The sequence below is a fragment of the Vreelandella arcis genome (assembly GCF_900103865.1).
Taxonomy (GTDB): Bacteria; Pseudomonadota; Gammaproteobacteria; order Pseudomonadales; family Halomonadaceae; genus Vreelandella; species Vreelandella arcis.
Genome location: NZ_FNII01000007.1, coordinates 80,973 through 105,845, shown reverse-complemented (window position 1 = coordinate 105,845; position 24,873 = coordinate 80,973). Strand labels below are relative to the sequence as shown.

Annotated in this window: 28 protein-coding genes and 1 pseudogene; 17 read left to right on the top strand and 12 right to left on the bottom strand. The window is 57.7% G+C overall.

Features of this window, described 5'->3' with window-relative positions:
- Nucleotides 1-85 precede the first annotated feature (85 nt).
- Entirely contained in the window at nucleotides 86-709 is a 624-nt protein-coding gene (locus BLR97_RS09950) for a CDP-alcohol phosphatidyltransferase family protein (RefSeq protein WP_089705735.1), read from the top strand.
- A gap of 91 nt (nucleotides 710-800) precedes the next feature.
- Here the strand turns inward: BLR97_RS09950 and BLR97_RS09945 are convergent, their stop codons facing one another.
- Nucleotides 801-1,574, bottom strand: coding sequence for an MFS transporter (locus BLR97_RS09945; protein ID WP_244511278.1), 774 nt, complete (start codon nucleotides 1,572-1,574; stop codon nucleotides 801-803).
- 513 nt (nucleotides 1,575-2,087) lie between these two features.
- Here BLR97_RS09945 and BLR97_RS09940 point away from each other — a divergent pair.
- The 4 genes from BLR97_RS09940 to BLR97_RS09925 all read left to right on the top strand — a co-directional run bounded on the left by BLR97_RS09940 (nucleotide 2,088) and on the right by BLR97_RS09925 (nucleotide 4,116).
- Nucleotides 2,088-2,387 (top strand): hypothetical protein, encoded by a 300-nt coding sequence (locus BLR97_RS09940; RefSeq protein WP_089705732.1) that lies wholly within the window; start codon nucleotides 2,088-2,090, stop codon nucleotides 2,385-2,387.
- A gap of 144 nt (nucleotides 2,388-2,531) precedes the next feature.
- Nucleotides 2,532-3,062, top strand: a complete 531-nt coding sequence (locus BLR97_RS09935) for a helix-turn-helix domain-containing protein (RefSeq protein ID WP_089705728.1) — start codon at nucleotides 2,532-2,534, stop codon at nucleotides 3,060-3,062.
- Entirely contained in the window at nucleotides 3,059-3,781 is a 723-nt protein-coding gene (locus tag BLR97_RS09930; protein ID WP_089705725.1) for an AzlC family ABC transporter permease, read from the top strand. The genes BLR97_RS09935 and BLR97_RS09930 overlap by 4 nt, the downstream gene beginning before the upstream one ends.
- Nucleotides 3,778-4,116 (top strand): AzlD domain-containing protein, encoded by a 339-nt coding sequence (locus BLR97_RS09925; RefSeq protein WP_089705722.1) that lies wholly within the window; start codon nucleotides 3,778-3,780, stop codon nucleotides 4,114-4,116. The genes BLR97_RS09930 and BLR97_RS09925 overlap by 4 nt, the downstream gene beginning before the upstream one ends.
- 43 nt (nucleotides 4,117-4,159) lie before the next feature.
- Here BLR97_RS09925 and BLR97_RS09920 read toward each other — a convergent pair whose 3' ends face one another.
- Both BLR97_RS09920 and BLR97_RS09915 read right to left on the bottom strand, forming a co-directional pair.
- The gene (locus BLR97_RS09920; RefSeq protein ID WP_089705719.1) at nucleotides 4,160-4,909 is read right to left on the bottom strand and encodes an RES family NAD+ phosphorylase; all 750 of its coding nucleotides are present in this window, start codon (nucleotides 4,907-4,909) and stop codon (nucleotides 4,160-4,162) included.
- Nucleotides 4,906-5,277, bottom strand: coding sequence for an MbcA/ParS/Xre antitoxin family protein (locus BLR97_RS09915; RefSeq protein ID WP_089705716.1), 372 nt, complete (start codon nucleotides 5,275-5,277; stop codon nucleotides 4,906-4,908). The genes BLR97_RS09920 and BLR97_RS09915 overlap by 4 nt, the downstream gene beginning before the upstream one ends.
- 237 nt (nucleotides 5,278-5,514) lie before the next feature.
- On the opposite strand from BLR97_RS09915, the gene BLR97_RS09910 reads away from it, so the two are divergent.
- A complete protein-coding gene (locus BLR97_RS09910) occupies nucleotides 5,515-5,859 on the top strand; it encodes a DUF952 domain-containing protein (protein ID WP_089705713.1) in 345 nt (114 codons plus the stop codon).
- Nucleotides 5,860-5,863: 4 nt separating this feature from the next.
- Here BLR97_RS09910 and BLR97_RS09905 read toward each other — a convergent pair.
- The 3 genes and pseudogenes from BLR97_RS09905 to BLR97_RS09895 form a co-directional block, all read right to left on the bottom strand.
- A pseudogene (locus tag BLR97_RS09905) lies at nucleotides 5,864-6,112 on the bottom strand (alpha/beta hydrolase family protein); the annotation flags it as partial.
- A gap of 161 nt (nucleotides 6,113-6,273) precedes the next feature.
- Nucleotides 6,274-8,055 (bottom strand): mechanosensitive ion channel family protein, encoded by a 1,782-nt coding sequence (locus BLR97_RS09900; protein ID WP_089705710.1) that lies wholly within the window; start codon nucleotides 8,053-8,055, stop codon nucleotides 6,274-6,276.
- 184 nt (nucleotides 8,056-8,239) lie between these two features.
- A complete protein-coding gene (locus BLR97_RS09895) occupies nucleotides 8,240-9,208 on the bottom strand; it encodes an AraC family transcriptional regulator (protein WP_089705707.1) in 969 nt (322 codons plus the stop codon).
- Nucleotides 9,209-9,377: 169 nt separating this feature from the next.
- Here BLR97_RS09895 and BLR97_RS09890 point away from each other — a divergent pair, with 169 nt between their 5' ends.
- The gene (locus BLR97_RS09890; protein WP_244511276.1) at nucleotides 9,378-10,793 is read left to right on the top strand and encodes a tetratricopeptide repeat protein; all 1,416 of its coding nucleotides are present in this window, start codon (nucleotides 9,378-9,380) and stop codon (nucleotides 10,791-10,793) included.
- Nucleotides 10,794-10,898: 105 nt separating this feature from the next.
- Here BLR97_RS09890 and BLR97_RS09885 read toward each other — a convergent pair whose 3' ends face one another.
- The 3 genes from BLR97_RS09885 to BLR97_RS09875 are packed head-to-tail and all read right to left on the bottom strand — an operon-like array spanning nucleotide 10,899 to nucleotide 13,466.
- Entirely contained in the window at nucleotides 10,899-11,423 is a 525-nt protein-coding gene (locus tag BLR97_RS09885) for a GDYXXLXY domain-containing protein (protein ID WP_089705705.1), read from the bottom strand.
- Nucleotides 11,413-12,492 carry a DUF4401 domain-containing protein gene (locus BLR97_RS09880; protein ID WP_089705702.1) on the bottom strand — a complete coding sequence of 360 codons (1,080 nt, stop codon included), beginning with the start codon at nucleotides 12,490-12,492 and terminating at the stop codon, nucleotides 11,413-11,415. The genes BLR97_RS09885 and BLR97_RS09880 overlap by 11 nt, the downstream gene beginning before the upstream one ends.
- Nucleotides 12,489-13,466 (bottom strand): DUF2157 domain-containing protein, encoded by a 978-nt coding sequence (locus tag BLR97_RS09875; protein ID WP_089705699.1) that lies wholly within the window; start codon nucleotides 13,464-13,466, stop codon nucleotides 12,489-12,491. Before BLR97_RS09875 ends, BLR97_RS09880 begins: the two co-directional genes overlap by 4 nt.
- 201 nt (nucleotides 13,467-13,667) lie before the next feature.
- Here BLR97_RS09875 and BLR97_RS09870 point away from each other — a divergent pair, with 201 nt between their 5' ends.
- The 6 genes from BLR97_RS09870 to BLR97_RS09845 all read left to right on the top strand — a co-directional run bounded on the left by BLR97_RS09870 (nucleotide 13,668) and on the right by BLR97_RS09845 (nucleotide 18,496).
- Entirely contained in the window at nucleotides 13,668-13,946 is a 279-nt protein-coding gene (locus BLR97_RS09870; protein ID WP_089705696.1) for a hypothetical protein, read from the top strand.
- A 47-nt stretch (nucleotides 13,947-13,993) separates the two neighbouring features.
- Nucleotides 13,994-14,695 (top strand): response regulator transcription factor, encoded by a 702-nt coding sequence (locus BLR97_RS09865; RefSeq protein ID WP_089705693.1) that lies wholly within the window; start codon nucleotides 13,994-13,996, stop codon nucleotides 14,693-14,695.
- Between the two features lie 3 nt (nucleotides 14,696-14,698).
- A complete protein-coding gene (locus tag BLR97_RS09860) occupies nucleotides 14,699-16,195 on the top strand; it encodes a sensor histidine kinase (protein WP_089705691.1) in 1,497 nt (498 codons plus the stop codon).
- A 105-nt stretch (nucleotides 16,196-16,300) separates the two neighbouring features.
- Nucleotides 16,301-17,317, top strand: coding sequence for a protein-methionine-sulfoxide reductase catalytic subunit MsrP (gene msrP / locus BLR97_RS09855; RefSeq protein ID WP_089705688.1), 1,017 nt, complete (start codon nucleotides 16,301-16,303; stop codon nucleotides 17,315-17,317).
- Nucleotides 17,317-17,937 carry a protein-methionine-sulfoxide reductase heme-binding subunit MsrQ gene (gene msrQ, locus BLR97_RS09850; RefSeq protein ID WP_089705685.1) on the top strand — a complete coding sequence of 207 codons (621 nt, stop codon included), beginning with the start codon at nucleotides 17,317-17,319 and terminating at the stop codon, nucleotides 17,935-17,937. Before msrP ends, msrQ begins: the two co-directional genes overlap by 1 nt.
- Nucleotides 17,938-17,983: 46 nt before the next feature.
- Nucleotides 17,984-18,496 carry a hypothetical protein gene (locus tag BLR97_RS09845; RefSeq protein WP_089705682.1) on the top strand — a complete coding sequence of 171 codons (513 nt, stop codon included), beginning with the start codon at nucleotides 17,984-17,986 and terminating at the stop codon, nucleotides 18,494-18,496.
- 166 nt (nucleotides 18,497-18,662) lie between these two features.
- On the opposite strand, the gene BLR97_RS09840 is transcribed toward BLR97_RS09845, so the two are convergent.
- Complete coding sequence (locus BLR97_RS09840) at nucleotides 18,663-19,589, bottom strand: LysR family transcriptional regulator (protein ID WP_089705680.1); 927 nt, start codon at nucleotides 19,587-19,589, stop codon at nucleotides 18,663-18,665.
- A gap of 141 nt (nucleotides 19,590-19,730) precedes the next feature.
- Here BLR97_RS09840 and BLR97_RS09835 point away from each other — a divergent pair, with 141 nt between their 5' ends.
- On the top strand, nucleotides 19,731-20,123 hold the full coding sequence (locus tag BLR97_RS09835) for a RidA family protein (protein WP_089705677.1): 393 nt from the start codon (nucleotides 19,731-19,733) through the stop codon (nucleotides 20,121-20,123).
- Between the two features lie 13 nt (nucleotides 20,124-20,136).
- Here BLR97_RS09835 and BLR97_RS09830 read toward each other — a convergent pair whose 3' ends face one another.
- Nucleotides 20,137-21,057, bottom strand: coding sequence for an AraC family transcriptional regulator (locus BLR97_RS09830; protein WP_089705674.1), 921 nt, complete (start codon nucleotides 21,055-21,057; stop codon nucleotides 20,137-20,139).
- Between the two features lie 205 nt (nucleotides 21,058-21,262).
- On the opposite strand from BLR97_RS09830, the gene BLR97_RS09825 reads away from it, so the two are divergent.
- From BLR97_RS09825 to BLR97_RS09815, 3 genes are all read left to right on the top strand, one after another.
- Nucleotides 21,263-22,006 carry an SDR family oxidoreductase gene (locus BLR97_RS09825; RefSeq protein ID WP_089706159.1) on the top strand — a complete coding sequence of 248 codons (744 nt, stop codon included), beginning with the start codon at nucleotides 21,263-21,265 and terminating at the stop codon, nucleotides 22,004-22,006.
- 67 nt (nucleotides 22,007-22,073) lie between these two features.
- Nucleotides 22,074-22,601, top strand: coding sequence for a TetR/AcrR family transcriptional regulator (locus BLR97_RS09820; RefSeq protein WP_089705670.1), 528 nt, complete (start codon nucleotides 22,074-22,076; stop codon nucleotides 22,599-22,601).
- Nucleotides 22,598-23,746, top strand: coding sequence for an MFS transporter (locus BLR97_RS09815; RefSeq protein WP_089705667.1), 1,149 nt, complete (start codon nucleotides 22,598-22,600; stop codon nucleotides 23,744-23,746). The genes BLR97_RS09820 and BLR97_RS09815 overlap by 4 nt, the downstream gene beginning before the upstream one ends.
- Before the next feature lie 145 nt (nucleotides 23,747-23,891).
- On the opposite strand, the gene BLR97_RS09810 is transcribed toward BLR97_RS09815, so the two are convergent.
- On the bottom strand, nucleotides 23,892-24,785 hold the full coding sequence (locus tag BLR97_RS09810) for a LysR family transcriptional regulator (protein WP_089705664.1): 894 nt from the start codon (nucleotides 24,783-24,785) through the stop codon (nucleotides 23,892-23,894).
- Nucleotides 24,786-24,873 lie beyond the last annotated feature (88 nt).

Sequence of the window (24,873 nt, the reverse complement as noted above, 5' to 3'; positions counted from 1 at the left end):
TATGGCTCAACTAATATGACAATTCCCGGTTAGCCCAGTAAATTAACCGGTTGATTGTGTAGCATCTCACCTTTAGGAGCGCCGTATGCTCGACCGCTGGACCATGCCACTCACCCACCGCCCGCTTGAATGGATCGCCTATCGGCTTAAAGGCCGTGTTACCCCCGGCCAGGTTACCTTTGGTGCTTTTTTAATCGGCATCAGCGCTCTGCCGCTACTGGCGTGGGAATATTACGGCCTTGCCTTGGCGGCCATTCTATTGAATCGGCTAGGCGATGGCTTAGATGGCGCCTTGGCACGGGTAAGCCATCAAACGAGCGAGGCCGGGGGTTTTTTAGATATCGGGCTGGATTTTGTGTTTTACGCCGCCGCGGTGCTGGGCTTTGCCCTGGCCAATCCGGCGGATAACGCCCAGGCGGCAGCGCTGCTGCTGTTTGCGTTTATCGGCACTGGCACGTCGTTTTTAGCCTTTGCGATTGCCGCCAAACAACAAGGGGTTGAACGTCCCGATTTCCCCCAAAAAGCGTTTTACTATTTGGAAGGACTGACCGAAGGCACCGAAACCGTTATGGCACTGGTGATTTTTTGTCTATTCCCGGCGCATTTCCCTATCCTGGCCACTGTGTTTGCCGCCGCCTGTCTCATTACCACGGCAACTCGGCTATGGGGCGGCTACTGGACACTACGCAGGCATGAAGAACAGCCGTAATCCTCTGGCAAGATCGTTGTTCCGGTTAAGCCTCATCGCGGGCAATGCTTTTAATCAAGGTCGGTGAAGCGCGCAACGCCTGACATAAACGTCATACCTTTGCCGCGCTTAAAACATTCCTTAACCGCTGGCGCTCCTCTTCTTCATAGAAGCTTGGGTCATCAAATAAATCGCGTTGCGCATCATCAAAGATCAATTCCAGTGCCTCTGCACTACTTTGCACCATCGGCTCGAAGTGGGCGGTGTGGGTAATCAGGGCCGTCACGCGGCGGCGGCGATAAATCGCGTAAGCGCCCAACAGAGTAAACACGCAGGCAATATAAATAGGCAGGCCATGGATGCCCACCGCGGTCATCAGCGAGCCCGCTGCTATCGGCGCCACGGCACAGCCAGCGCCATGCATCACCAGCACATCCGCCGAGCCGGAGACAATTTCATCCGGGTGTAGCTGATCAATCAACTGGGCTACTGCCAGCGGGTAGAGTGAAAACGCCAAGCCGCCCCAAATGAAATAAAGCCCCAGCAACATTTCATGACTGGGCGCAAATGGCATGGCGACCGCGATCAGCGCCGCTAGTAGCACTACCCAGGTCATCACCCTGGGGCGGTCGTGTTTATCTGAGAAGCGCCCTATGGGAATCTGCAGCAGCGCCCCACCCATAATGGCCACGCTCATCACCAGACCGACACCGCCAATATCAAACCCCAGCCGAGTGGCGTATACCGGGATCATCGACCAAAACGCGCCCATCGCCAACCCCGACAACCCAACGGAAGCAACCGCCAGCGGCGCAAAGCCCAGTAGTGCCCGGAGGCTACTTTTGGGGCGCTCGGGAAGTTTCGGCTGAACGCGACGTACCGACACAAAAAAACCCCCTCTCGGGGGCCTTGATGTATTTCACCGACATCCTGTCGTTTCTATCCGTCCTGGATACCTCTCCATGGTGTGTTGCTATGTGACGTCCTGTCGATCAACATCCTGTCTTACTGGCTTATCCGTAAGCCTGCCTTCCTGGCGATTTCTATTTTCCCTGTCTTGCACAGTACAAACACTAGTTGCTAACACTCCATCTTGCAAACTTCTGCATAATTATTTCACTTTCCATTTTTTGCCCGGCGATGATTCATCCATTAGCGTTGGACAGCGCACAGACGATCGATAAAGCCATGTGATATATATACTTATTTAGAAATGGTCGGCCATTTCTTGAATATAGGCTAACCCCTAGGCTAGTGGGAGGCCTGCATATCACAGGTTATCGCGCTGCAACGATGACTATATTAAGCTCGCATACGTATAAGATGCGTACAATATGAAGGTGCCTCGATGCTATTTGATATCGAAGCCCATCACCCCGCATTCACAAGGAGATGTGCTATGCAACGCGAACAGCGTGTTGAGATTTCTCAAGCCGGATTAGAACTCGCCATTCAGGAAATCAAGGACGACATGTTTGATACCCCCGCCTGTGACTACACCGTAGCCAAGCTGCTTAGCCATTGCGGCCGCTTTGACGATGCCGAACAGCTCATTGATACCATGCTGCTGCATTGGGGCGCTTCTCCGGACGTGGTCGCGCTCGTCAAAAAAGGCTATGCCAACATCGACGCTTTAAACGACCCAACCGCTATGCCCCGCCGCTCGACTGCGGTAAGTGCCAACGCCGCGTCCGCTTAGTAACCACCCATGCTGTCGGCGGAAACCTCCGCCGATAGTTATGCTCGCCACACGTGTTTAGCGGATGGTTGACAGTCGATCGTTCTTTATATAGAACGTTCTATAAATGGAACGTTTTGTTAATGCAACGATGCGGCGGCACCCATGGATTCACTTTCACTTAGCACTCTCGGTCATCATTTACAGGCACTCCGCCTCGAGCGGGGCTGGTCGCTTTCGCAGTTAGCCAGCGCAGCGGGGATTGCCAAGTCCAACCTGTCGCGCCTTGAACAAGGCAACGGCAACCCGACGCTCGACACCATCTGGCGACTTGCCGTGCAGTTAAACGTTCCCTTTGGCACCTTGGTCGCGCCAATTACCGTACCGCTGGGCGAAGATGGCGTTCTGGTGCGGCTGATTGATCAGGGAACCGATACGCCCCAGATCGATGCCTACTGGATGCGCTGCGCGCCGCATACCATACGCCATGCTGAGCCGCACACCCCTGGTTCGCGGGAATCGCTCACGCTATTGAGCGGCTGGCTGGAAGCCGGCCCGGAAAGCGCCACTCGCACGCTAACCGCGGGCGATTCGATGGCGTTTCCCGCTGACCAACCCCACCTTTATCGCACCCAGGACGCCTGGGCGACGCTGCTATTAACCGTCGTTTATGCCTCCCCGGGAGACACACCATGAAGCCGCTCGCCGCGCCCCGCCGTTCGCCTGCATGGCTCACCGGCGTTCGCGAAGCCATTCCGCTGCTTGGCGGCTATATCCCGGTCGCGCTCTCGTTTGGCGTGGTCGCCACCCAGGCGGGGTTTAGCACCTGGGAAGCCGCCGTGATCTCGACGCTGATTTACGCCGGGGCTTCGCAATTCCTGTTCGTCGGCATGGTGGCCGCGGGGTCGCCGCTCTGGTTGGTGGTCGCCATGACGCTGCTGATTAACGTGCGCCATCTGGTTTACGGCCCTAACTTGGCGGCTTTATTGCCGCGCAGCCGCCACTGGCCCTGGCTGATGCACGGTTTAACCGACCAGGTATTTGCCCTGGCGCTCACCCGGCTTCCCCAACTACCAGCAGCGGATCGGTTTGGCTGGTTCACCGGCGCCGCCCTGCTCGCCTGGGGCGTATGGATAGTAGGGACGGTAATAGGGGCCACGGCGGGTGAGACGCTGACCGCACGCTGGCCACTCCTCGGCGAAGTAATGCCGTTTGCGCTACCCGCCCTGTTTCTCACCATGGTCGCGCCGCGCTTCACGGATAAGCGCTGGGCGGTGGCGCTGAGCGCCGCCATTGGCTCGGCGCTGCTGCTGACGCTGTACGGCTGGAGCAACGTGGCCATTCCCCTGGCCGCCACCAGCGGCGCGCTGTGCTTTTATATGGTCAAGTTCAAGGCTGGGAGGTGTAACCCATGAGCACTGCATTATGGATTGCTGTGGTGGCGTCAGCCCTGGGCACCCTGCTGATGCGCGTGGTGCCGTTCTTGTGGATGCAGCGCCGCATAGACAGTACAACCGGCCTCAACAACATGCCCCAGTGGCTCACCATTCTCGGCCCGCTGATGATTGCGGCGGTATTGGGCGTGTCGATCATGCCGGTTAACCCAAGCGCCATTTCATGGATAGCGACGGCTATCGGACTAGGTGTCACCCTGATGGTGTGGTGGCGGCTACGCTCGCTGGGCTGGCCGGTGGCTGCCGGCGTCGCGGTCTATGGCGCGGTGCAGTTAGTGGCGGCCGGCGTAGGGTAAGCCGTAGCGAATTGGGCTGCTGGCTGCGCATTATAGAAACGCCCTAAGCAGGGAATGGCAGCACCCCCTGATGCAGAAAATCATCCAGATAATAGGTCGTTACCCCGGGTGCGTCTTTGCGTTTGAATGAGACTTGAGCGGCGTTCGTGACGCAAAGCCAGGGCTGCATATCGGTTGGCGCGTGCTGGGCGAGCGCGTCAGGGGAAAACAAGCCCACACAGGCACCGCCTTGACGATCTCTTGCAGAGGCGTACTCAAAGGCCTCCACCCCCGCCCTACGCATTGCACTGCCCAATTGCTGACAAGGCGCGTAATCGACCGGATGCGTCAGCGCGGTGATGTGTTCGATAAAGGCGCCAGCGTTTAGCCTGACGCCGTTTTGAGCGGCATAGTCCACCGACAATAGCGTGTGCTCTGAACGCAGCGACTCGGTAACGGGCTCCCCTTCCATGGAGTACCAGAAAACCAGTCGGTAGTAGGCAGACTCAGCGAGGGTAGTCGCAACACTCTTACCGCCATAGAAAATACTTGGCTCAAACACACGGCCAAAACGCGACCCCCAATGGAGAGGCGGGTACCGGAAAGGTGTTTTCAATAGGTAGTGCAGGTCTCGCTCCTGCTGTGGGTTAGGCGGTTTAGCAGTTTCAAGCAGGGCTTCAAGCATTTCCTGCTCTTCTAGCGTGTCGACATAGCTGAGCGTCGCGACCTGCTCCTGACTTTCCACCAGCCGGTACAGCGTGCCCGAGATGGGTTCGATGTTTCGCTCGCCGCCGCAGGCCTCCCACACACTCACACTTTACCCCGCATACCATCAACGAACCTCAGTACCGCAAACAGCCCTTCCAACTGCGTCACTTGCTCAGCTGGGATGCCACCAGTGACACGGTTAGGCGTGCGCATAAAATGCTGAATCCATTTTTGGTCGCCGCCGGTAAGAGCGAACAACGCTCGAGCTAAGCGAATGAGCAGCAGGGCTAGTTCGCCCTGCTTAGAGTTGGGGTCAAGCTTCAGACTTTTTTTAAGCTGTGTAATCGTTGTGCGGTGCACGCCAAGCACTGCTGCCAAATCAGTCTGCGATAACCCCAACTGCTCAGCAGCACTCAGTACCGCTTTCGCCAGCACCATTTCAGGGGTGAGCTTTGTTTGAGCAAGGACTGACATGGCGCACCATAAAAAAGATGGATTTCCATCAATAATAGCAAAAAAGTCTTTTATTCACATGCTGGGCAGAGTTGTTTTATCAACACCATCGCCGATAAGGTCACTGATTTCATCCAGCGCCGCGGCCCAAGAGTCTTATTCTGCAATAGACCTCACGACTTCAGTGCAACTTGACCTCAAGTCCACTTGAGCTTTTAGGCTAACTAGGTCGGAGTAAAAAACACCCCTGGAGTCGCTATGCGTTTATTCAGAGTCATCAGCAAAACTATTTGGGATCAAACACAGCAGCTAGGCTATGTACCCCGCTGCGGCAACGATCATAAGCTCGACTGCGTTCATTTGAATGTTGAAGAAGCAGTTCTCTATATCGCCAACAAATACTTCGTCTATGATGAGGCACCGTTAGTGCTAGAGGTAGATACGACCCACTTTAGCGACAGCATTGAATGGCTGCCGCCCACCAAAGAACAGCCCTGGTGGCAGCCCAAAGCGCATATCGACAATCTACCTAAAACGGCCATCATGACAGCCATGCCTCTTAGCTACCGAGATGGGCTTTTTACATGGAAAGATGACGAGTGAGGGGTTAAAGATGTTTTGAAAAGAAGTCTAGCAACAATTGGTAGTGAACATTCTGTCCCGAGCTGCTAGAGACATGATCCTCACCTCCGTAGTAGTGCACCTCGGGGTTGCGGTCATGCTCGCTCAGGCGTTTCTCAAGACGCCTAGTCATCTCAACCGACCACATTCGGTCTTCAGTGCCATGGGAAAGCAATAGCGGCCCAGGGTAACGCTCAATTTCGATCGGTGTGGTCGGCAACAAACCTTCATGACTATCGTGCCACGTCCAAGCGCGCTTGCTAACATCCCAGGCTTGTCAGCCTGGTAATAAACGCTGTTCGACTTGTAACCCCATGCAAAAACACTCCCTGTCTTGGTAAGCGGCCTTTACTACCATGTACGCCATGAACCTGGCCTCAGACCGCTCACCGCCGGTCACGTGGACTCGCTTTGATCCCGGTCGCCCGGCGCCTCGGTGTCGGACACTTCTTCGCTCGACGCGTCGTTGGGCGCGTTGATCGAGCGCTGGGTCTGCCCTTCGCCCCGAGCGATATCCCGATGGCTAATAACCACCACGTCTCTCGGCCACCAGTCGGGGTGATGGTCGCGGATGAACGCCATGAGTTTTTCGCGTACGTGCATTTCCGCGGTCCATCCAGACATGGGGTCAGAGGTCATTAAATAGCAGGTCACGGTTTGCGTCGCGCCAGTTTGGCTGGTCACGTAACACAGCAGCTTGTGGTGCTCGATGATATCGTCTTCTTCTTTAGCAACTTCCAGAAACTTTTCTCTTATCAGTTCGATGTCGGCGCTTAAGTGCAGCGTAAGCGTCACCGAGCGGTACATTTTGGTGCCCTTGACCGACAAATTATCGAAGGGCCTGGTGACAAAATAGGTGACCGGCACAATAAGCCGCCGGTCATCCCATACCCGCAAACGAATAAAGGTATAGAAAATACCTTCTACATAGCACCATTCTTCTTCGAATATCACCAGATCGCCAATCCGGATAGGTTTGGCAAGTGACAGCTGAAACGACGAGAGAATATTGCCCAACACCGCCTGACCGGCGACACCCACCAGCACCGCCAACACGCTGGCAGACGCTAAAAGCGACATGCCAAGGGTCTCAAACAATTGAATTTGCCCCAGAATATAGACCGATACACCCGTCACAGTGACCAGAATAATAATCCTGCGCAGTGCATAAAGCGTGGTGAGCAGTTTGCGATCGTCCTTGGAATCGGTGTCGTCGATTCCACCGACCAAGCGCCGCGTCATTCCCAGCATCAGAGTATCCACAAGGCGCAAGGCGATGGTACCGATGCCCCAGGCCAAGATGCTGATCAGTACGACACGAAAGGTCGTCGTCGCCACCGCCGAGAACGACACCACGTAGCCCAACAACGCTTGTGTGACCAACGACACCACCACCAGCGCCGTGGGTACGCCAATTTGGCCAGCGAAAATGCTTACCCCACCCGAAGGGGCCAATGTCGCCAACAACCCGATGAACCGATAAACCACCCAACCGAAAAACACATTGAGCAGCAGAAACACCGGAATGGCGATCCACTCCCAAATTCTCAGGAGACCAAATGAGCTCTGAAATCGCTCGGGAATATAATTTTCCAACATCGACGGGCCGAATCGCTCATAGAGCATCGGAATGTACGTCACGCTGATGGGCATGATCAGCCATGCCGGCTCCTCTTCACCCACGCGGTATCGACCTAGCCGAATAGCGTAGGTATCGCCACGGGTTCTGAGCGTCGCCAATTCAACGCTGCGGCGCACTTCGCCCGCACGGGGATTTTGGCCCGAGGCGTCTACGATCATGGCGTCTTCACGCCCCGGGAGATCCGACACACTCAGCCACTTACCGCGTTTGAGAACCTCCGCCATCTGGCGGGCTAATTCAGCGCCTTGTTCACGCTGCTCCTGTTCAGAGAATTCAGCCAAGTTGAGCACATGAGCGGCCGCTTCATACTCTTCTTGCTCAGTCAGCTTCACAAAGCTGCGAATCGCTTCCCTGGGCGTTAGCCGGCTCACTTCCTCGGGGGCCTCGCCAAGTCCGGCGTTGATTGAATCAACGCTAAACCATTGACGGTTCTCGCCCCCGCCTTCCTCTTCTTGAGTTTGCGCCGTACAGAGGCTAGAAAAAGTGAATGCCACGAACAGCACTAACCACACGGGCCACGCGGTGTTTGCTTTCATAGAGGCCTTGTTAATTAAAGTGAGCCATTTGTATGCCACCGACAGGCCCGGCCGTTAGGCAACCCAGGGGGGAATCACCGAGCCGTCCTTGTCAGTGAGAACACAAAGTACAGCCTACCTTGCGGAATGAAGCAAGGCGCAGTATGTCGATTGAACCTAAAGACAGCGGCATGCGGCTTGCCCATCAGGAGCGTGCAGGTGTACGGAGCTTCCGTCGCCATGTCGCTGGCGGCTCGCCGAATGCGCGCTTGAATGCCTTGCTGAAAGCGGCTTCTGACTCGTACCCCGCTTCCAGTGCGATGCGCGAGATAGGGGTCAGCGACTCCGAAAGGCGGCGGGAGGCGATCTGCATACGCAGCCTAGCCAGATAGCGCATCGGCGGCACTCCTACAAGCTCAGTAAAGCGCTCGGCAAAAGCAGAGCGGGAGAGTCCGACCTGGCACGCCAGCCCTTGAGTCGTCCAATGTCGTTCAGGGAAACCATGCAGTTGGGTCAAGGCTCGACTGACAAAAGGATCGCGCAATCCGCCAACCCAGGAACGTTGATCGGGCGGCAGGCGGGTAAGGTAGCGCTGTGCAGCCTCGATAAACAGCAATTCAGCGAGCCTGGCGAGCAACGCCGGCGAGCGCACCGCCCCGGCAGCTAGTTCCGTGGCTGCAAAGCGGAAGGAACTCTCGATCCACGCCCTGGCAGCGCCCTCCGCCACGTCTAGTGTCATTACTCTTGGCAGTACAGCAATCAGAGCATCGCAGGGTGTCTCACTATGCAGAAAACCGCACAGCAGGCGGGTGATTTCGCCGCCACCACCGTGGACGATGCGTGACAGCCCTCCTTCGTTTATGGGCTGTAGCAGGTGATCGACGCTGACAGGGCAGGCGCCCAGTTCGCTACCCAGGAGATGCGGATCGTTGCGCGGCAAAAGCACAATGTGCCCCGCCGACAACGCCACCGGCAGCCCTTGATCCACCTGCAACAACAGCTCCCCGGCGCTGACATAGTGATAAGCCAGGATGCTCTGAGGCACCGGTGTAAAAGGCAGACAATCCTCCGGAGTGACTTGTGCCACCACACACCAGGGCGCAGAGAACTCCGCATCGAGAAAGATGCCACCGGTAAAACGAATCATGCGCAGCACATCAAGTGCAGCATCCATGGGTCTGTGTCTCTATCGCGGCGGATCGGACAACAACCCCGGCGCCTCGGCCATTATGCTTTCCCGTACCTCAACGTAGTCTAGCAGCCTGGTGAGCGGACTGGCCGCCACCCGGTGGCAAAATGCTGTCACCGCCAACAATCACAAAGAAAAACCGGAGATCCCTACTATGCTGACCGACCGCCAAGGCAACGCCCTGACCGGTGCCACCGCCGAGACCTTGCAGCAGTACAATCGTGCCGTCGACGCCTTCAACCTCTACCGAGGCGATCCCGTCACGCCACTAGAGCAGGCGATTGAGACCGCCCCCGACTTCCCCATGGCACGCATCGCCAAGATCTACCTATTTGCTTTGGCCACAGAACCCGCCGCGGCAGCCGCTGCCAAGGCCGAACTGGCAGCCGTTAATGACTCACGCTTGAATGACCGGGAAGCATCTCATGCCGCCATACTCGCGCAGCTGCTTGCTGGCGAGTGGAGCGCCGCAGGGCTCGCCCTGGATTACCACAACCTGCGCTACCCACACGATTTACTGGCCCTCCAGGCCGGCCACCTGGTCGACTTCTACCGAGCCAATGCCCGTAACCTGCGTGACCGCCTAGCTCGCGTGCTACCTCGATGGTCGCCCGACATACCGGGTCATTCCATCGTGCAAGGCATGTATGCCTTCGGGCTAGAGGAGACTGGCGACTACGCACGCGCCGAACAAGTCGGCCGACAAGCACTGGATCTGCAACCGCTCGACTGCTGGGCACACCACGCCATCGCCCACGTCATGGAAATGCAGGGCCGTGCTCAGGACGGCATTAGCTGGATGACCGAGCGCGAGCCTTACTGGTCGGGCGACGACAATCTGTTCAAGGTGCACAACTGGTGGCACCTCGCCCTCTGCCATCTCGACCTCGGGCAGACCAAAGAAGTGCTGGCCCTCTATGACGGCCCAATCCGTCAGGCGCGCAGCGCCGTGGTGCTGGATATGATCGACGCCTCGGCGCTGCTGTGGCGGCTGAGCCTCACGGGTCAGGATGTCAAAGAGCGTTGGCAGGAACTGGCGATCGCCTGGGATCAGCACGCGGACGGACAGCTCTACCCCTTTAACGATTGGCATGCAGTGATGGCCTACCTGGGTGCTGGTCGCGACGCCCAGGTGGAAGCGCTGCTGGCCACACTACGCAATAACCTCCACAGTTCCGAGACAGCGACCTGGGCTCGACGCATCGGCCTGCCCCTGGCGGAAGGATTTGTAGCCTTTTGGCGCGGCCATTACACCACCGCGGCCGAGCGTCTAAACTCGGTACGTTTTATTGCCAACGCCTTCGGCGGTAGTCACGCCCAGCGCGACATCATCGACTGGACGCTGACCGAAGCCGCCCTACGTGGGGGAAATCGAGAGCTTGCTGAGGGAATGGCCAACGAACGTTTGGCGCTCAAGCCACATAGCCCCATCAACCGCGACTTCCTGCGACGAGCCACCGCCCCGGCCGTAGCCGAGCGTCAGATTGACTGTCAGGGTGCACAACTTGTGGCACCTCGCTCTCTGCCACTTCGGCCTCAGACATACGCGAGAAGTATCGGCCCTTTATAAAGGCCCCATCCGTCAGTAGCGTAGCGCCGTGGTGCCGGATATGATCGACGCCTCGGCGCTGCTATGGCGGGCGCACCCACTGCTACTTGATCAGTTCATAGCCTGCTATTGGCTGAGATTTTCAAGGGCTTCATCGTGCAGGGACACCAGCAAGGGTTCACCTTGCTGGTTGACGCGGAATCGACCATAGCGAGCAGCCTCATAGCGCTCGGCGTGGCCTTCCTGGAAAAAGAATGCATCGGTGGCTAGCCGCACCTGGCCATTGCGCAGGCGGTAGTGAAGACGCCGTTCGTCGTTATCCAGCGTGCTTTGGCCCTCCGCCAGCCCTTGGAAGTGAGCAATACGCTGTTCGTCCACACGCACAATGGCGTAGCCGTCGCGCGACCTGGGCGCGCCGTCATCACGGCGGCTTTGCAGCGCACGCTGAATCTCGTTACTCAGCGCAAAATTGAGCGCCATATAGTCGCCCTGCATTAACGATCGCGGATCGACTGGCGCCAGCGCCAGATACACCACCTCGCCTTCGGCCAGGTGCTGCTCCTTCTCCCAGATCGCTGCGTTCACCACCGCCAGGATCAACAGCGTGGTCGCAACGATAACCACCCGGCGCCACTTGGCACTACGCATCATGGCCAGGGCTCCCGTCGGCTTGCTTTGACATCGTTGAACCCAGCCAGTGGCGCAACGCCAAGCGCAGCAACAACAGCAGCCCGCCAATCAACAGCAGCGTGACTGACTTCATCAGCAGCGTGGTCTCCAGCGAATAGTAATAGCTGCCAATGCCCAGCAATAGCGAAAGCACGCCGACTCCCACCAGCAGGCGATGCCCAACGGCAACGCCCAATAACATCACCACCACGCCTTGCCCCACGCTCGGCACGTGATAGGTCACTATGAGCAACACGACCGCACACACATAAGCGGCCCCACGTGCCCTGGCTGAAAGAGACGCATCTAGCCGCGTCAACAACAGCGCGCCTAGCGCCAGCGCAACCAACGCCACACCCAGCCAGGGTGTTAACGCCGCCCAAATACCCGCCGTCCGGGCATCGAAATACAAAAGCGACCCGCCGGTATGGGCCACGCCCTGAATGACCAGCAGGCCCGCCAACAGACCATAACCCCACGCCTGCACATGGGGGATACGCGTCGGCCAGCGAAACTCATTCAGCCAGAGCGCGGTAAGGGCCAGCAGCACCATGCCGCTGGCAACCGGGTTCATGGCGCTCATCGCCAACGCCATATACAGCGCCACGCTGGCGGCAAAGGCAGAAAAACCACGATGCGTGTGGCTAGGCATGACCAGCGCCAGCACGCACTGCAAACCCAGCAACACCCACCATAGGTAAGCGGACGTTTCCCAGACATTGGCCAGGCCCCAGGCCACCAGAAGTTGCCCCGCCAGGCTAACGGCTAGCGCCAGATGTTCGCCCACGTCGCTGCGCGTCACGCAAAACAGCCCAAACGCCGCCAGCAGCATCATGGCGCCCAAGCTCAACGACCCAAGCGTACTCTCCACCACGGACGCCGCGACCATGGCGATAAAACCAAGCAGGAACATCGCTGCCAGCCAACCGGAAAACGCCTGCAGCACGCGCACGAACCAAGGGATTTGCGGCGACGCTTGCATGCCGCTTTCGTTTACTGCAATACCCGCCTGGTGCAACCTGGCGCGTAAAGACGTCGCCTTATGGGTCATGAGGGCGCCTCCGTATGCAGCCGCTTTAACCACATCACGGCGCCGGCACCCATTACCAATACCGCCAACGCCAACATCAGCAAGCTACCCGGCTGCCATTCGCCCTGCCATAACAATCGCCGGGCCAGCGCCAATGTCACTACACAGATCAGCGACACACAGCCACCCGCCACCAACAACAGATCCGGCCGCCCGTAGCGATAACCGCCATACAGCGCCACGAGCCATAACGGGTAAACCCCTAGCGCGGGCATGTAAAACGCCGTTGCATCGACGATCAGCGTCATCATCAACAAAGTGATGGGGACTCCACTGCCTAGCGCCAGGGTGCGCAGGGTCCAGCGGCTGACGCGCCAGCGCCGACGCTGTACGCCCCACTCGCCTACCACAAGCGCGGCGGTGTTGAGCACGAACAGCCACCAAAAGATGGCATCGCTACTGACGAACCACACGTCGAGCGCCCCGCCCCAGGTGCGAAAATAAAGCCACAGCGCCGTGTTCAAAAGCGCCAGCCAGGCAAGCCAAAGTAGCTCAAAGCGGCTGACAAACACCCAGGGCAGGATCAACACGGCCCAGACGAAAAACAGCTGCCATGGGTCGGCGCCGCTCTGATACACCTGACCCAACAGCGCCAGCAGCACCCCAACCAACAGCGACGCGGCGGTCAGCGCGGCCCTAGCTACCCAGCGGTGAGTATTGCCCCAAACGGCAACGCCCACCGCCAGCACGAGAGCCACCTGCACCAGGCCAAAGCGCGGCCAGCGACCCAGCTCGGCCCAGTTATAGGCCACAAAAAACAGCACCGCGAAGGCCAAAGCCAAGCCACCCAGCCAAAGTAAAAGCCGATCAATAAACACCCCCCACGCACGGGGCGAAGGGCACAGCCCGGCCGCTTTCACGGCTTTAGGCACTTGGTTGGGCGGTATCGCACCTTGGTCAATTAACGACACCAATTCGTGGCGTTTTGAAGCCATGGGGGCTCCTTGTTAAAACAAGCGTATTGAAACATAAGGTGTTGTTGCCATCGCCCTATCATTCGGCCACCCGTGACACATTTGTGAGATTTGCGCGATACACTCTTTAACACCCGGTGACTCTGCTGTGATGGTATCCGCCTAGTATAGGTGTTGAGCCTGCCAATCCGGCAGGCTTAAACCTAGGGGGTAAAAAACGCCATGAACAAGTTCACGACAATCGCTGCCATCTGTCTATTCAGCCTGATGGCGACGGCCAGCTATGCGGATGAAATGATGTCCGAAGATGACATGATGGAAGACGACATGCATGAGTCAATGGAACATGAGCCAATGGAGAATAGTGACATGAAGACGGATGATATGTCCGACTCTATGGATGACTCCATGACCGATTCCATGGACAGCGATATGCAAGATGACAGCATGTCCGAGGGCGATATGGAAATGGAAGAGGATATGGAAAGCGAGGGCATGTAAGCCTCAGACACACGAACTAATCGCGAGCGTTTAAAAGCCAGGTTCCTATGACACGAAACGTACTGATCATTGAAGACAACCCAGGTATCGGTGAGCTCGTCCGCATACACGTGGCCGAGCTTGGCATGACCCCCGTTCTTTGTGAGCGGGGGGATACCGGGCTTGCGCGTTTTCGTGAAGGGGGTATCGACCTGGTGATTCTTGATCTGATGTTGCCCGGCATGGACGGGCTTTCCGTGTGCCGCGAAATCCGTTCCGGCAAAGGCTACGTCCCCGTGCTGATGCTGACGGCTAAAAGCACGGAGCTGGATCGGGTGCTGGGCCTGGAAATCGGGGCGGATGATTACCTCACCAAACCCTTCAGCGTGGCCGAGCTTTCCGCAAGGGTGAAGGCCTTATTCCGGCGCGTGGACGCCATGGCATCCGCGCCCGCCGCAGAGACCAGCAATGAAGCGTTAACCGCCGATGGGCTACGTATTGACCCCGCTCGCCGACGGGTGTTTATCCACGAGCAAGCCGTCGAGCTCACCGCGCGGGAGTTTGACCTGCTCTGGCACTTTGCCAGTCATCCAGGGCGGGTATTCAGCCGTATCCAACTGCTCGACGCCGTATGGGGCTACAGCCACGAAGGCTACGAGCATACCGTCAATACCCACATCAACCGGCTGCGCGGAAAGATCGAAACGGATCCCGCTCACCCGGCGTTTATCCAGACGGTTTGGGGGGTGGGCTATCGCTTCCGCGAATAAGCTATGCTGAAAACACTCTATACCCGGCTGGCCCTCGGCCTGTTTCTGCTGTTGCTGGCCGTCGGCCTGCTTTACACCTTTATCAGCCTGTATTCTCTGCGTGAATACAGTGCCTCCGTCAACCAGGCACTGCATCAGGATCTGGCCCAGAACTTGGTGTCCGACAGGAATTTAGTCCGCGACGGCGAGCTTGACCGTAGCGCCCTGGAAGAACTGTTCGCCCTGTACATGGCCATTAACCCCAGCATCGAGATCTATCTGCTAGATCTCGATGGCACCATTCTCTCCTATTCGGCAGATCCGGCGAAGATCAAACGCAACCAGGTATCCCTGTCGCCCATCCGCAGGCTGATGGATGACATGAGCCTTTACCCGCTCCTCGGCGACGACCCCCGCAGCCACGACCGCCAGAAAGTCTTTTCCGTTACCCCGGTGCCCACGGCGGAGAACCCGGAAGGGTATCTTTATGTGGTGTTGCGCGGTGAGGAATACGATGCCGCAGAAACCATGGCCCGTGGCGGTAAAGTGCTCGAAATGAGCGCCTGGGCGCTACTGGTCAGCCTGGCGGTAGCAATGGTCGCGGGGCTGACTATTTTCCACCTGCTGACCCGCCGCTTGAGATCATTGACGCGGCTAGTGGAGCAATTCGAAAACAGCGATATGCGCCACAGCCCGCCCAGCGCTTGGTCTCACACCACAAGATGGCGAGACAAACGGCCTGTGGTGCGCGACGAGATCGACTATCTGGGTGTCACCTTCGACGATATGGCCCAGCGGATTGCCAACCAGATTGAGCAACTGACGGAAAAAGACGCCCAGCGCCGTCGCCTGATCGCCCAGGTATCCCATGATCTGCGCACGCCGCTGGCGTCCATGCAGGGCTATATCGAAAGCCTAAAGTTAAGACGTGACCGTCTCAGCCCCCAGGAGCAGGATCGTTTTCTCGACATCGCCCTCAAGGAAGGCCGCCGTTTGAGCCGCTTGGTGGATGAGCTTTTCGAGCTTGCGGCCCTGGAGGCGAAGGAAAAACAGCCGGTGCCGGAGCCCTTCCCGCTGGCCGAGCTGGTTCACGATGTAGTGCAGAAACACGGCCAGTCCGCACAGGAAAGCCAGCTAACGCTCAGCCTCAGTGGCGACCCGGCATTGCCCACCGCCTACGCCGACCTGGCCATGACCGAACGGGTGTTGGACAACCTGATCATCAACGCTATTGCCTACAGCCCTCCGGGCGGTCGTATTGACGTCATTGTCGGCCAGGCGGAGGGGGAACCCGAGGTTTACGTGCAGGATAGCGGCCCCGGCATTGCAGAACAGGATCTACCGCATATTTTTGATCCCTTCTATCGTGGTGAAGCTTCCGGCGGCTCTGGCCATGCAGGGCTAGGGCTAGCCATTGCACGCAGAATCATGACCCTTCAGGGGGGTGATATCCGTGTGGAAAACCGTGCTGCTGGGGGAGCGTCTTTCTGCATACGCTTGCCGATATACACGTCCTTCTAAAGCGACGTTTAAAAAACGTAATAACTTTGCGAATTTTCTGTGATAAATCTTGTACAAGATGGTCACAGCTATAACACCTTATCCATCGCGAGTGGAGGCACCCCAATGCTAATAAAGATTGCCAAACCCAGTGACTTAAACGAGTCCGATGTCACGCCGGAATCTATCTACCTCTCCCGGCGACGCTTTATGGGCGGCATGGCAGGCCTAGGCGCAGGGCTCGCCTTATCTGGTCACGTGCGCGCCAATGAAGACTACTCCGATGTACCCGAAGGCGATGCACCCGCGTGGCTAAAGGAGAAAATCAGCGAGACCGAGTGGCGCGCCATCACTCCTAGTAACCCTGACAAGGACAAAATCGCTCCCTTTGATGACGCCAGTGGCTATAACAACTTTTTCGAGTTCGGCACCGACAAGGGCGATCCCGCGCGCTATGCGGGCAGCCTGGAAACCCAGCCCTGGAGCGTGGTGGTCGATGGAGAAGTCAACAACGGCGGGCGCTTTGCCCTGGAGGACATCGCCAAGCCTTCGCAGTTTGAAGAGCGCATTTACCGCCTGCGCTGCGTAGAGGCGTGGTCGATGGTAATTCCCTGGCTGGGCATCCCGCTGGCCGATATCATCAAGCGCGCCGACCCCACCAGCAAAGCCAAGTACGTGCGCTTTGAAACCCTGGTAGATCCGGAGCAGATGCGCGGCCAGCGCTCCTCGTTCTCGATCATCGACTGGCCCTACGTGGAAGGCCTGCGCATGGACGAAGCCATGCACCCGTTGACGATAATGGCGATGGGCATGTACGGCCGCGAGTTGCCCAACCAAAACGGCGCGCCTTTGCGGCTGGTGGTTCCCTGGAAGTACGGCTTTAAAAGTATCAAATCGATTGTGCGTATCTCACTGGTCGAAGAAGAGCCGGTCAACTCCTGGCAACAGATTGCCTCGGACGAGTACGGCTTTTATGCCAACGTGAACCCCAAAGTCGACCACCCCCGCTGGAGCCAAGCCACCGAGCGGCGATTACCTAACAGCCTATTCAGCCCCAACACCATCGAAACCCGAATGTTCAACGGCTACGAAGATGAAGTCGCCGAGCTGTATGCAGGCATGGACTTAAGGAAGCACTACTAATGGCAACGCAGCACAAATGGTTAGCTTGGCGCGTGGCAGTGTTTCTGGCGGCGCTAACGCCGCTGCTGTTCTGGAGCTGGCAGGTAGCGAATAATGCCGCTGGCCCCGAGCCGGGGCGCTACCTGCTGCTCAATATCGGCATTGGCGGGCTATGGATGCTGCTACTTACCCTCAGCCTTACCCCACTCACCAAGCTCACCCGCTGGAAAGGCTTTGCGCTAATCCGGCGACAGTTGGGCCTGTGGACACTCGCCTACGCCACCCTGCATATGCTCAGCTACGCGCTGTTCATCCTGGGGCTTAACTGGGCGCTGCTGGGTAGCGAGATCGTCAAACGGCCCTACATTATCGTCGGCATGATCGCGCTGATCGGCCTTGCAGTGCTCGGTGTTACCTCCAACAAGTGGTCGATGCGCAAGCTAGGCAAACGCTGGAAGCCGCTGCACAAATTTTCCTACGCCATTCTGGGTTTGGTACTGCTGCACTTCTTCTGGGTAGTGCGGGCAGATATGGGCGAATGGGCAGCATACGCGTTAGTTGCCGCGCTTATCATGGCCACCCGACTGCCCCCCGTTGCGCGTACACTGCCTAAACTACGTTATCGGTTGAGTCGTACTTAATTTGCAACGCCAAATGGATGTCCCTTCGTCAAACAAGGACCGCCTTATGATCACGTCACGGGAAGACCTCGACGCCATCAAGCAGTCGTGCCAAGCGATGGTCACCAATAGCTCGCGCCTTTCAGCCGGCGCAGCGATCATTCCCCTGCCGGGGGTGGATGTAGGGTCAGACGTCGCCATTTTGATGCGGCTGATCCCCAGGATTAATCACCAGTTCGGGCTAACACCTGAACAAATCGAAAGCCTGGATACCGAAGCCAAGCTGTTCGTAATGACGGCCATATCCAATACGGGCAGCAAGATGGCGGGGAAATACATCACCAAAAAGCTGATTGTGATGCTGCTACAGAAAATGGGCGTCAGGGTCGCCGCAAAAGGCGTCTCCAAGTTCGTACCCTTCGTCGGCAGCGCCGTGGCAGGCGGCATCAGCTACACCGCCATGAAGATGATGGGCAACCGTCATATCGAAGACTGCTACCAGATTGCCCTGGCAACGCTGGAAAATGACCGAGAACTGGTCGTCGTTGACGAAGAAAAACCTCTAAGCCACGATGATTAGCTTTCTGCGTCATGACGCTCTCAACTGCCTGTTTCAAGCGGTCGCTTAGGCAGGTGGCCAACTGGAAAGGCACAGCCTGCTCGGTTTCATCCAGCTTGCCCCCTTGAACCCATAGCCGCTACGCCACGCCGATGGCAAGCCTTCACCCCCCTCTCTCGCCGCCACATCAGTCTATCCGTCGGTCCACCATAGGCGTATGCTCAGCCATCAGCTCGACGACCCAATCAATGAATACGCGCAGCTTGGCGCTTACGTGCCGATTCGGTGGGAAGGCTACGTACATAGGCATTGGGTCGAGCTGCCAATCACTGAATAAGCGAACCAGCTCGCCGCTCGATACGTGCTCCCTGGCCATGTAGTCAGGGAGCCAGATTACGCCGAGTCCTGATAGGCACGCCGCCAGGCCAGCATTACCGTCGTCGACCGAAATCACATAGCGTCCTTGTACGTTGACACGCTCTCCGCTGCGGTACATGGCATGGGGAAAGACCAAGCCCGCACGATCCCATCTGAAACCCACGATGTAGTGAGGAGGGGCTGACAGCGCTTGCGGATGCGAAGGGACACCCGCTCTTTCAAGATAGCTGGGGGCGGCGTAAACACCGAGCCTCAGGTCGCCCACACGACGCGCCACCAACGATAAATCGGTAAGCTCCCCGCCGCGCACCACGCAGTCCACGCTTTCACCGATCAGGTCCACCATGCGGTCACTCACGCCCATGTCGAGTTGAATATCAGGGTATCGAGCGTGGAAGTCAGGCAACGCCGGGATCAGGATCATTCGCGCCAGCGGGCCTGGCACGTCAACTCTTAGCCGACCGCGGGGCAACACCGAGGCGTTAGAGAGGCTGGTTTCAGCATCGTCCATATCAGCCAGGAGTCTGATGACGCGCTCATAATAGGCCGCGCCGTCCGCCGTGACGTTAACCTTGCGTGTGGTTCGGTTGAGCAGCTTTACACGCAGCCGTACCTCCAGTTGTTGCACGAGCTGCGTCACGCTGGTCTTGCTCATGTGAAGTGTTTCAGCAGCCTTGGTAAAGCTGCCAGTCTCCACCACCCGAGCAAATGCCTGCATTGCGTTGAAACGATCCATGGTTGTGCCAAGCACCTCGTGATTGTTTGAAAACTACAAACAATGTTGAACAAAATTCGCCATTTATCCACCACGAATGCAGGCCTAAAGTGACATCACCGTAACTAACCGGTCGACCTCGACCTACAGATGGAGATTCACATGGCTAAGCGTGACGTCGTTTTCCCCAAGGGCCGCCAGGCGCTTTATGAGCAGAACACCTATTCCGCCGCCGTCCGCTCGGGCGACTTTCTGTTTGTGTCGGGCCAGGTCGGCAGTCGTGAAGACGGCTCGCCCGAGCCGGACTTTGCCGCCCAGGTGCAGCTTGCTTTCGATAACCTGCAGAGTGTTCTGGCAGCAGCGGGGGCAAGCTTCGACGATATCGTCGATGTGACGAGCTTCCATACCGACCCGGAAGCCCAGTTCGCCACCGTGATGGATGCCAAGTCGCGCGCGTTTCCGGAAAAACCCTACCCAAACTGGACAGCGGTCGGCGTCACTTGGCTGGCGGGCTTTGATTTTGAAATCAAGGTCATTGCCAAACTACCCGAGTAAGCAGCCATGTACCTCAAGCGCCTATCCGTCTCGGCGGAGCGGCGCTTCTACTGGCGGCCCCGATGGTTTTCTGCAAGCGCAGTGCGTCACGCTTCGGCGGCGATTTGAAAAGACGGCCGTATTCGCGAGTGAACTGAGAGACACTTTCGTACCCTACTTCAAAGGCGGCATTGCTCGCGGTAACACCTTCGTCAAGCATCAGGCGGCGCGCTTCGATCAAGCGCAGCCGCTGCTGGTATTGGCCCGGCGTTAGCGACGTCATGTGCTTGAAATGCTTGTGAAACGAGCTAAGGCTCATGCCCGCCTCAGTCGCCAACTGTTCCACCGGCACGCGTGACGTGTAGTTAGCTCGGAGGATCTCGATAGCAGCGGCGAGGCGGCTTGCGTAGCTATCCGGATCAGCAATCTCCCGCAGTGCATTGCCGTGAGGCCCCGAGAGCAGCCAATAATGTAGCTCCTGCATGATGCCGGGGCGCAGAAGCGGCGCGGATTCGGGACGATCCAGCAGCTTCATCAGCCGGGATGCGCAGTCAATCAACTCGGCTTCGGTGTCTTCGGCGAATAGCGTCTGCATCTCGGATGGGCGCTGGGTACGAACGCTGCCCATGTGGGCGGTAAGCTCGCGCAAGATCCTTCTATCCAGGTCAATCGCAACGGCCAGATAGGGCTCACTTTGGCTGGCTTGGACAATCCGCCCGACGACCGGCATATCCGCGCTCACAATCGCCGACTCACCGGCCGCTACCACTCGGTTCTGGTGCCCAACCGCCATGCGTTTTGCTCCCTGTAACACCAGGCAAACCAACGGCTTGTATATCGACTGCAAATCACCGGCGGGGGTTTCGACGCACATCATGCTAAGCCCCGGCAATGGGGTTATCACCAAGCCATCGTGATTGGCATAGGTTTGAACCGCCTGTTTGAGTGAGTTCATACGCATTCCTCCAGCATCTCATATCAACGTTAGCATGCCTCAGAAAGGTTTTTTCCACAGCTGCAGGATCAGGCAAGTTTTGCGCAAGGCTTGGCAAGCCCCACCATCAGAAAATGCTTAACACTGGGAGGACTCAACCATTATCGCGGACGCCTCAATGGTCTTGAGTCACACAGCGTTATTCATATTGATGGAGGGTTTAAAAGTGAAAACATCAGGAAACACCATGCTCATTACCGGCGGTGGATCAGGCATTGGCCGTGAGCTTGCGCTTCGCTTCCATGCGCTTGGCAACACCGTAATCGTCGCCGGTCGGCGCAGGGAAAAGCTGGAGGAAACCATTGCGGGCCAGCAAAATATGCACGCCATGGTCGTCGATGTAGAGGATCCGCAAGCGATTACGCCCTTTGCTGAACGTGTCATCGCCGAGCATCCCCGCCTTAACGTGCTGATCAACAATGCAGGCATCATGCGCCGCGAGGACTTGACCAGCACCCATGACATCACAGATGCCGAACAAACGGTCGTCACCAACCTGCTTGGGCCTATCCGGCTAACCAACGCACTGACCGACCACTTGGTAAGCCAGTCAGACGCGACGATCGTGAACGTATCCTCAGGGTTGGCGTTTGTGCCGTTGAGTGGCACGCCTACCTACAACGCCACCAAGGCGGCCATTCACTCCTATACGATTTCGCTTCGCGAGCAGCTCAAGGGCAAGGTCGAGCTTATCGAGCTGGCCCCACCGGCGGTACAAACGGAGCTGACACCTGGGCAGTCGACCCGCGAAGGCTATATGCCGCTTAATGACTATATGGAAGAGGTCATGACGCTGTTCCAAGAAAAGCCCACGCCCAGGGAAATCCTGGTGGAAAACGTCAACTTCCTGCGCTGGGCGGAGCGTGACGGCCACTTCGATGAAGTGGTGGAGATGCTCAACAAGATGTGAGTTCTTCGTATTTCAGTACGAGTAGATAACAATTGACGATGTAAAATGATCGTTTTACATTGCTCGCATGGATACCAAAACAAAGCTTATTTCGGCAGCAGAGCAGCTTTTCGACCGGCACGGCTTTACCGCCACCGGGATGGACAAGCTAACCAAGGCGGCTGGCATGTCGAGCCGAACGCTCTACAAGCATGCGGGTAGTAAAACGGCGCTGATAACGGAGGTGCTTAAAGAGCGCCATCGACGGTTCCAGCCACACATCGAAGTGGGCAGCGTTGATGCACTCTTCGACGCGCTGGAAGAATGGATAAGGAGCGAGAGCGCAAGAGGATGCCTTTTTCTGCGTGCCTACGGCGAAACCGGCGGAGACATACCGGCAATCACTGAAGCCGTACTGGCTCACAAGGCAAGGCTTTATGACAAGATCCAGGACATTGTCGCGATAGAAACCGATGGCCAGGCGATGCCGGAACTCGCCGAGCAGATCCTTATCCTGTACGAAGGCGCCACCGCGGCCGCGATTTACCGTGGCCCCAAGGCGGTAGTCTCGGCACACAAAGCCGCATCAGCACTGCTCAAGCAGGCAAGATCATGAGTCCCAGCGTGTACCTCGGTGCGGCGGGGTTTGGACTGATTGCAGTGTGCTATGGCTTTGCACGCTTCGCCTTCGGGCTCTTTCTGCCCCAGATCGATACTGACCTTGCTCTCACGTCCACCTTGAGTGGCTTCATATCGGGCGGGGCTTTTCTGGGCTACTGTCTCGCCATCATTTTGTCAGCGTACCTGACCGAACGAATCGGCGCCCGCGCCGTCGCTATTGGCGCGGCACTGGTCGCGGCAGTCGGCATGGCAGGCATCGCCATGGCGCCCTCCCCCCTATTGCTCGCCAGCGCGGTCATGCTGGCAGGCTCAAGTACGGGGCTAGCATCGCCGCCCATGGCGGCAGCGGTGGCCACTGCCGTGCGACGTGATCGGCAAAGTGCCACCAACACGATCATTAATGCCGGAACGAGTGCCGGTGTGGTGCTTTCAGGGCCGGTCGCGTTACTGATGGGAGGTCAATGGCGGCTGGCTTTCGCTTGTTTTGCCGTGACCGCTTTTGTGATGGCGGTAGTTGCCGCGCTTAGCGTACCAGGCGGCACCAAGGCGACCCAGGTCTCGGGCGGCTTGCCCCCCTTTAACAGCGTTATTATGCGCTTGATCGCCGCTGCTTTTTTGATGGGCGCGTCCAGCACCGCTATTTGGTCTTTTGGCGGCAAACTCGTCGCGCTGCAGCTTGGCTGGGGCAATACCGGCGCAGGGCTGCTTTGGGTCGCCATCGGTACATCCGGTATTGCGGGAGCTGGCGCAGGCACACTAGTGGCGCGCTTCGGGCTCGACCGGGTGCATTGGCTTTTTCTGGGGGCATTGGCAGCAGGCATTCTTTTGGTTGGTACCAGCGCCACCACTCCCCTACTGGCAATCGTCGGCGGAATGCTGTTCGGCGCGGCTTACATCATGGTGACAGGTGCCTATCTGGTATGGGGCGTCACGGCATTGCCCGACCGGCCCGCCACAGGTCTGATGATCGGCTTCCTGACCATCGCGATCGGCCAGACGGCTGGCGCCCCACTCTTTGGCTTTTTGATGGATCGGCTGTCACCCGACTACGCCGTGCTGGGCTTTGCATGCCTTGCCTTGACCGCGGGGCTGGCAAGGGCCGGCAGCGCCATACCCCAGCCGGCCCCAAAAGCCATCTAGTCAGCACAAGAGGTAAGTCACCTAATAGTGGGGTTATTGGCAATACATAGATAATAACGAGGCAGCGTTACCGCTCCTGACACTCCACGCTGAAGCAGCCCAGGCGTTCGTTGCGCTTATTCAAATTGGGGTGCGCTAATAGAGACTAAGTTCGCAACTCTCGCAACAGATCGATAAACGCCCGCAGGCTGGGCGGTACACGACGGTTATTGGGGTAGTAAAGACACAGCCCAGGGATGCGGGGGCACCACTCCTCGAGCACGGTGACCAGCCTCCCATCCTTCAAATAGGCGAGTGCATATGACTCTGGCACGTAGGCGATGCCCAAACCATCGACTGAGGCCTCCACCATTAGTTGGCTACTGTCCAAGGTCAACGCACCTGGAACATCAACCGCCATGTCCTGGCCGTGCTGCTGAAACTCCCAGCGGTAGAGCTTACCGCTCGGCAGCCTTTGCTTTATACACTGGTGAAAGGCCAGGTCGTCCGGTGTCTTTGGCGCCACACGGCCACGTAGATAGTCAGGAGAGGCAACGGCAAGAAAACGCAGCTCAGTACCCACAGGGATGGCAATCATATCCTGGGGAACCGCCTCTCTCAGCCTTACGCCTGCATCAAACCCCTGCTCGACGATATCAACCAGCCGCCCCTCGGCCACGAGATCAAGCTCAACGTCATCATGAAGGGCGAGAAAACGCGGTACCACGGTTTGCAGTAACAGCCGCACGGCCCCTTCGCTGCCATTGATACGCAACCGTCCCGTGATCTTTCCTTCGGCGCTGGAAGCATCCTCCAGGATCGCTTCCAAGTCACTCAATAGCGGACTCAGCCGCAAGAGCAACTGCTCGCCGCTCTCGGTCAGCGAGACACTGCGTGTGGTTCGGTGCAGCAGCCGGGTACCCAATCGTTGTTCAAGCGTGCGCATGGTATGGCTGAGTGAAGAGCGGCTGACGCCCATCAGGTCGGCTGCACGGCGAAAGCTGCGATGTTCCGCCACGGCCTGAAACGCCTTGAGGTCGGTGAACGTTGGCTTGCTCATTGGTGAATAATTTTCACCTCCTCATTCCAATTGATGAGTATTCTCTTATCAGTATTACTGCCCTAGCCTTTGTCTTGCAACACGTGAT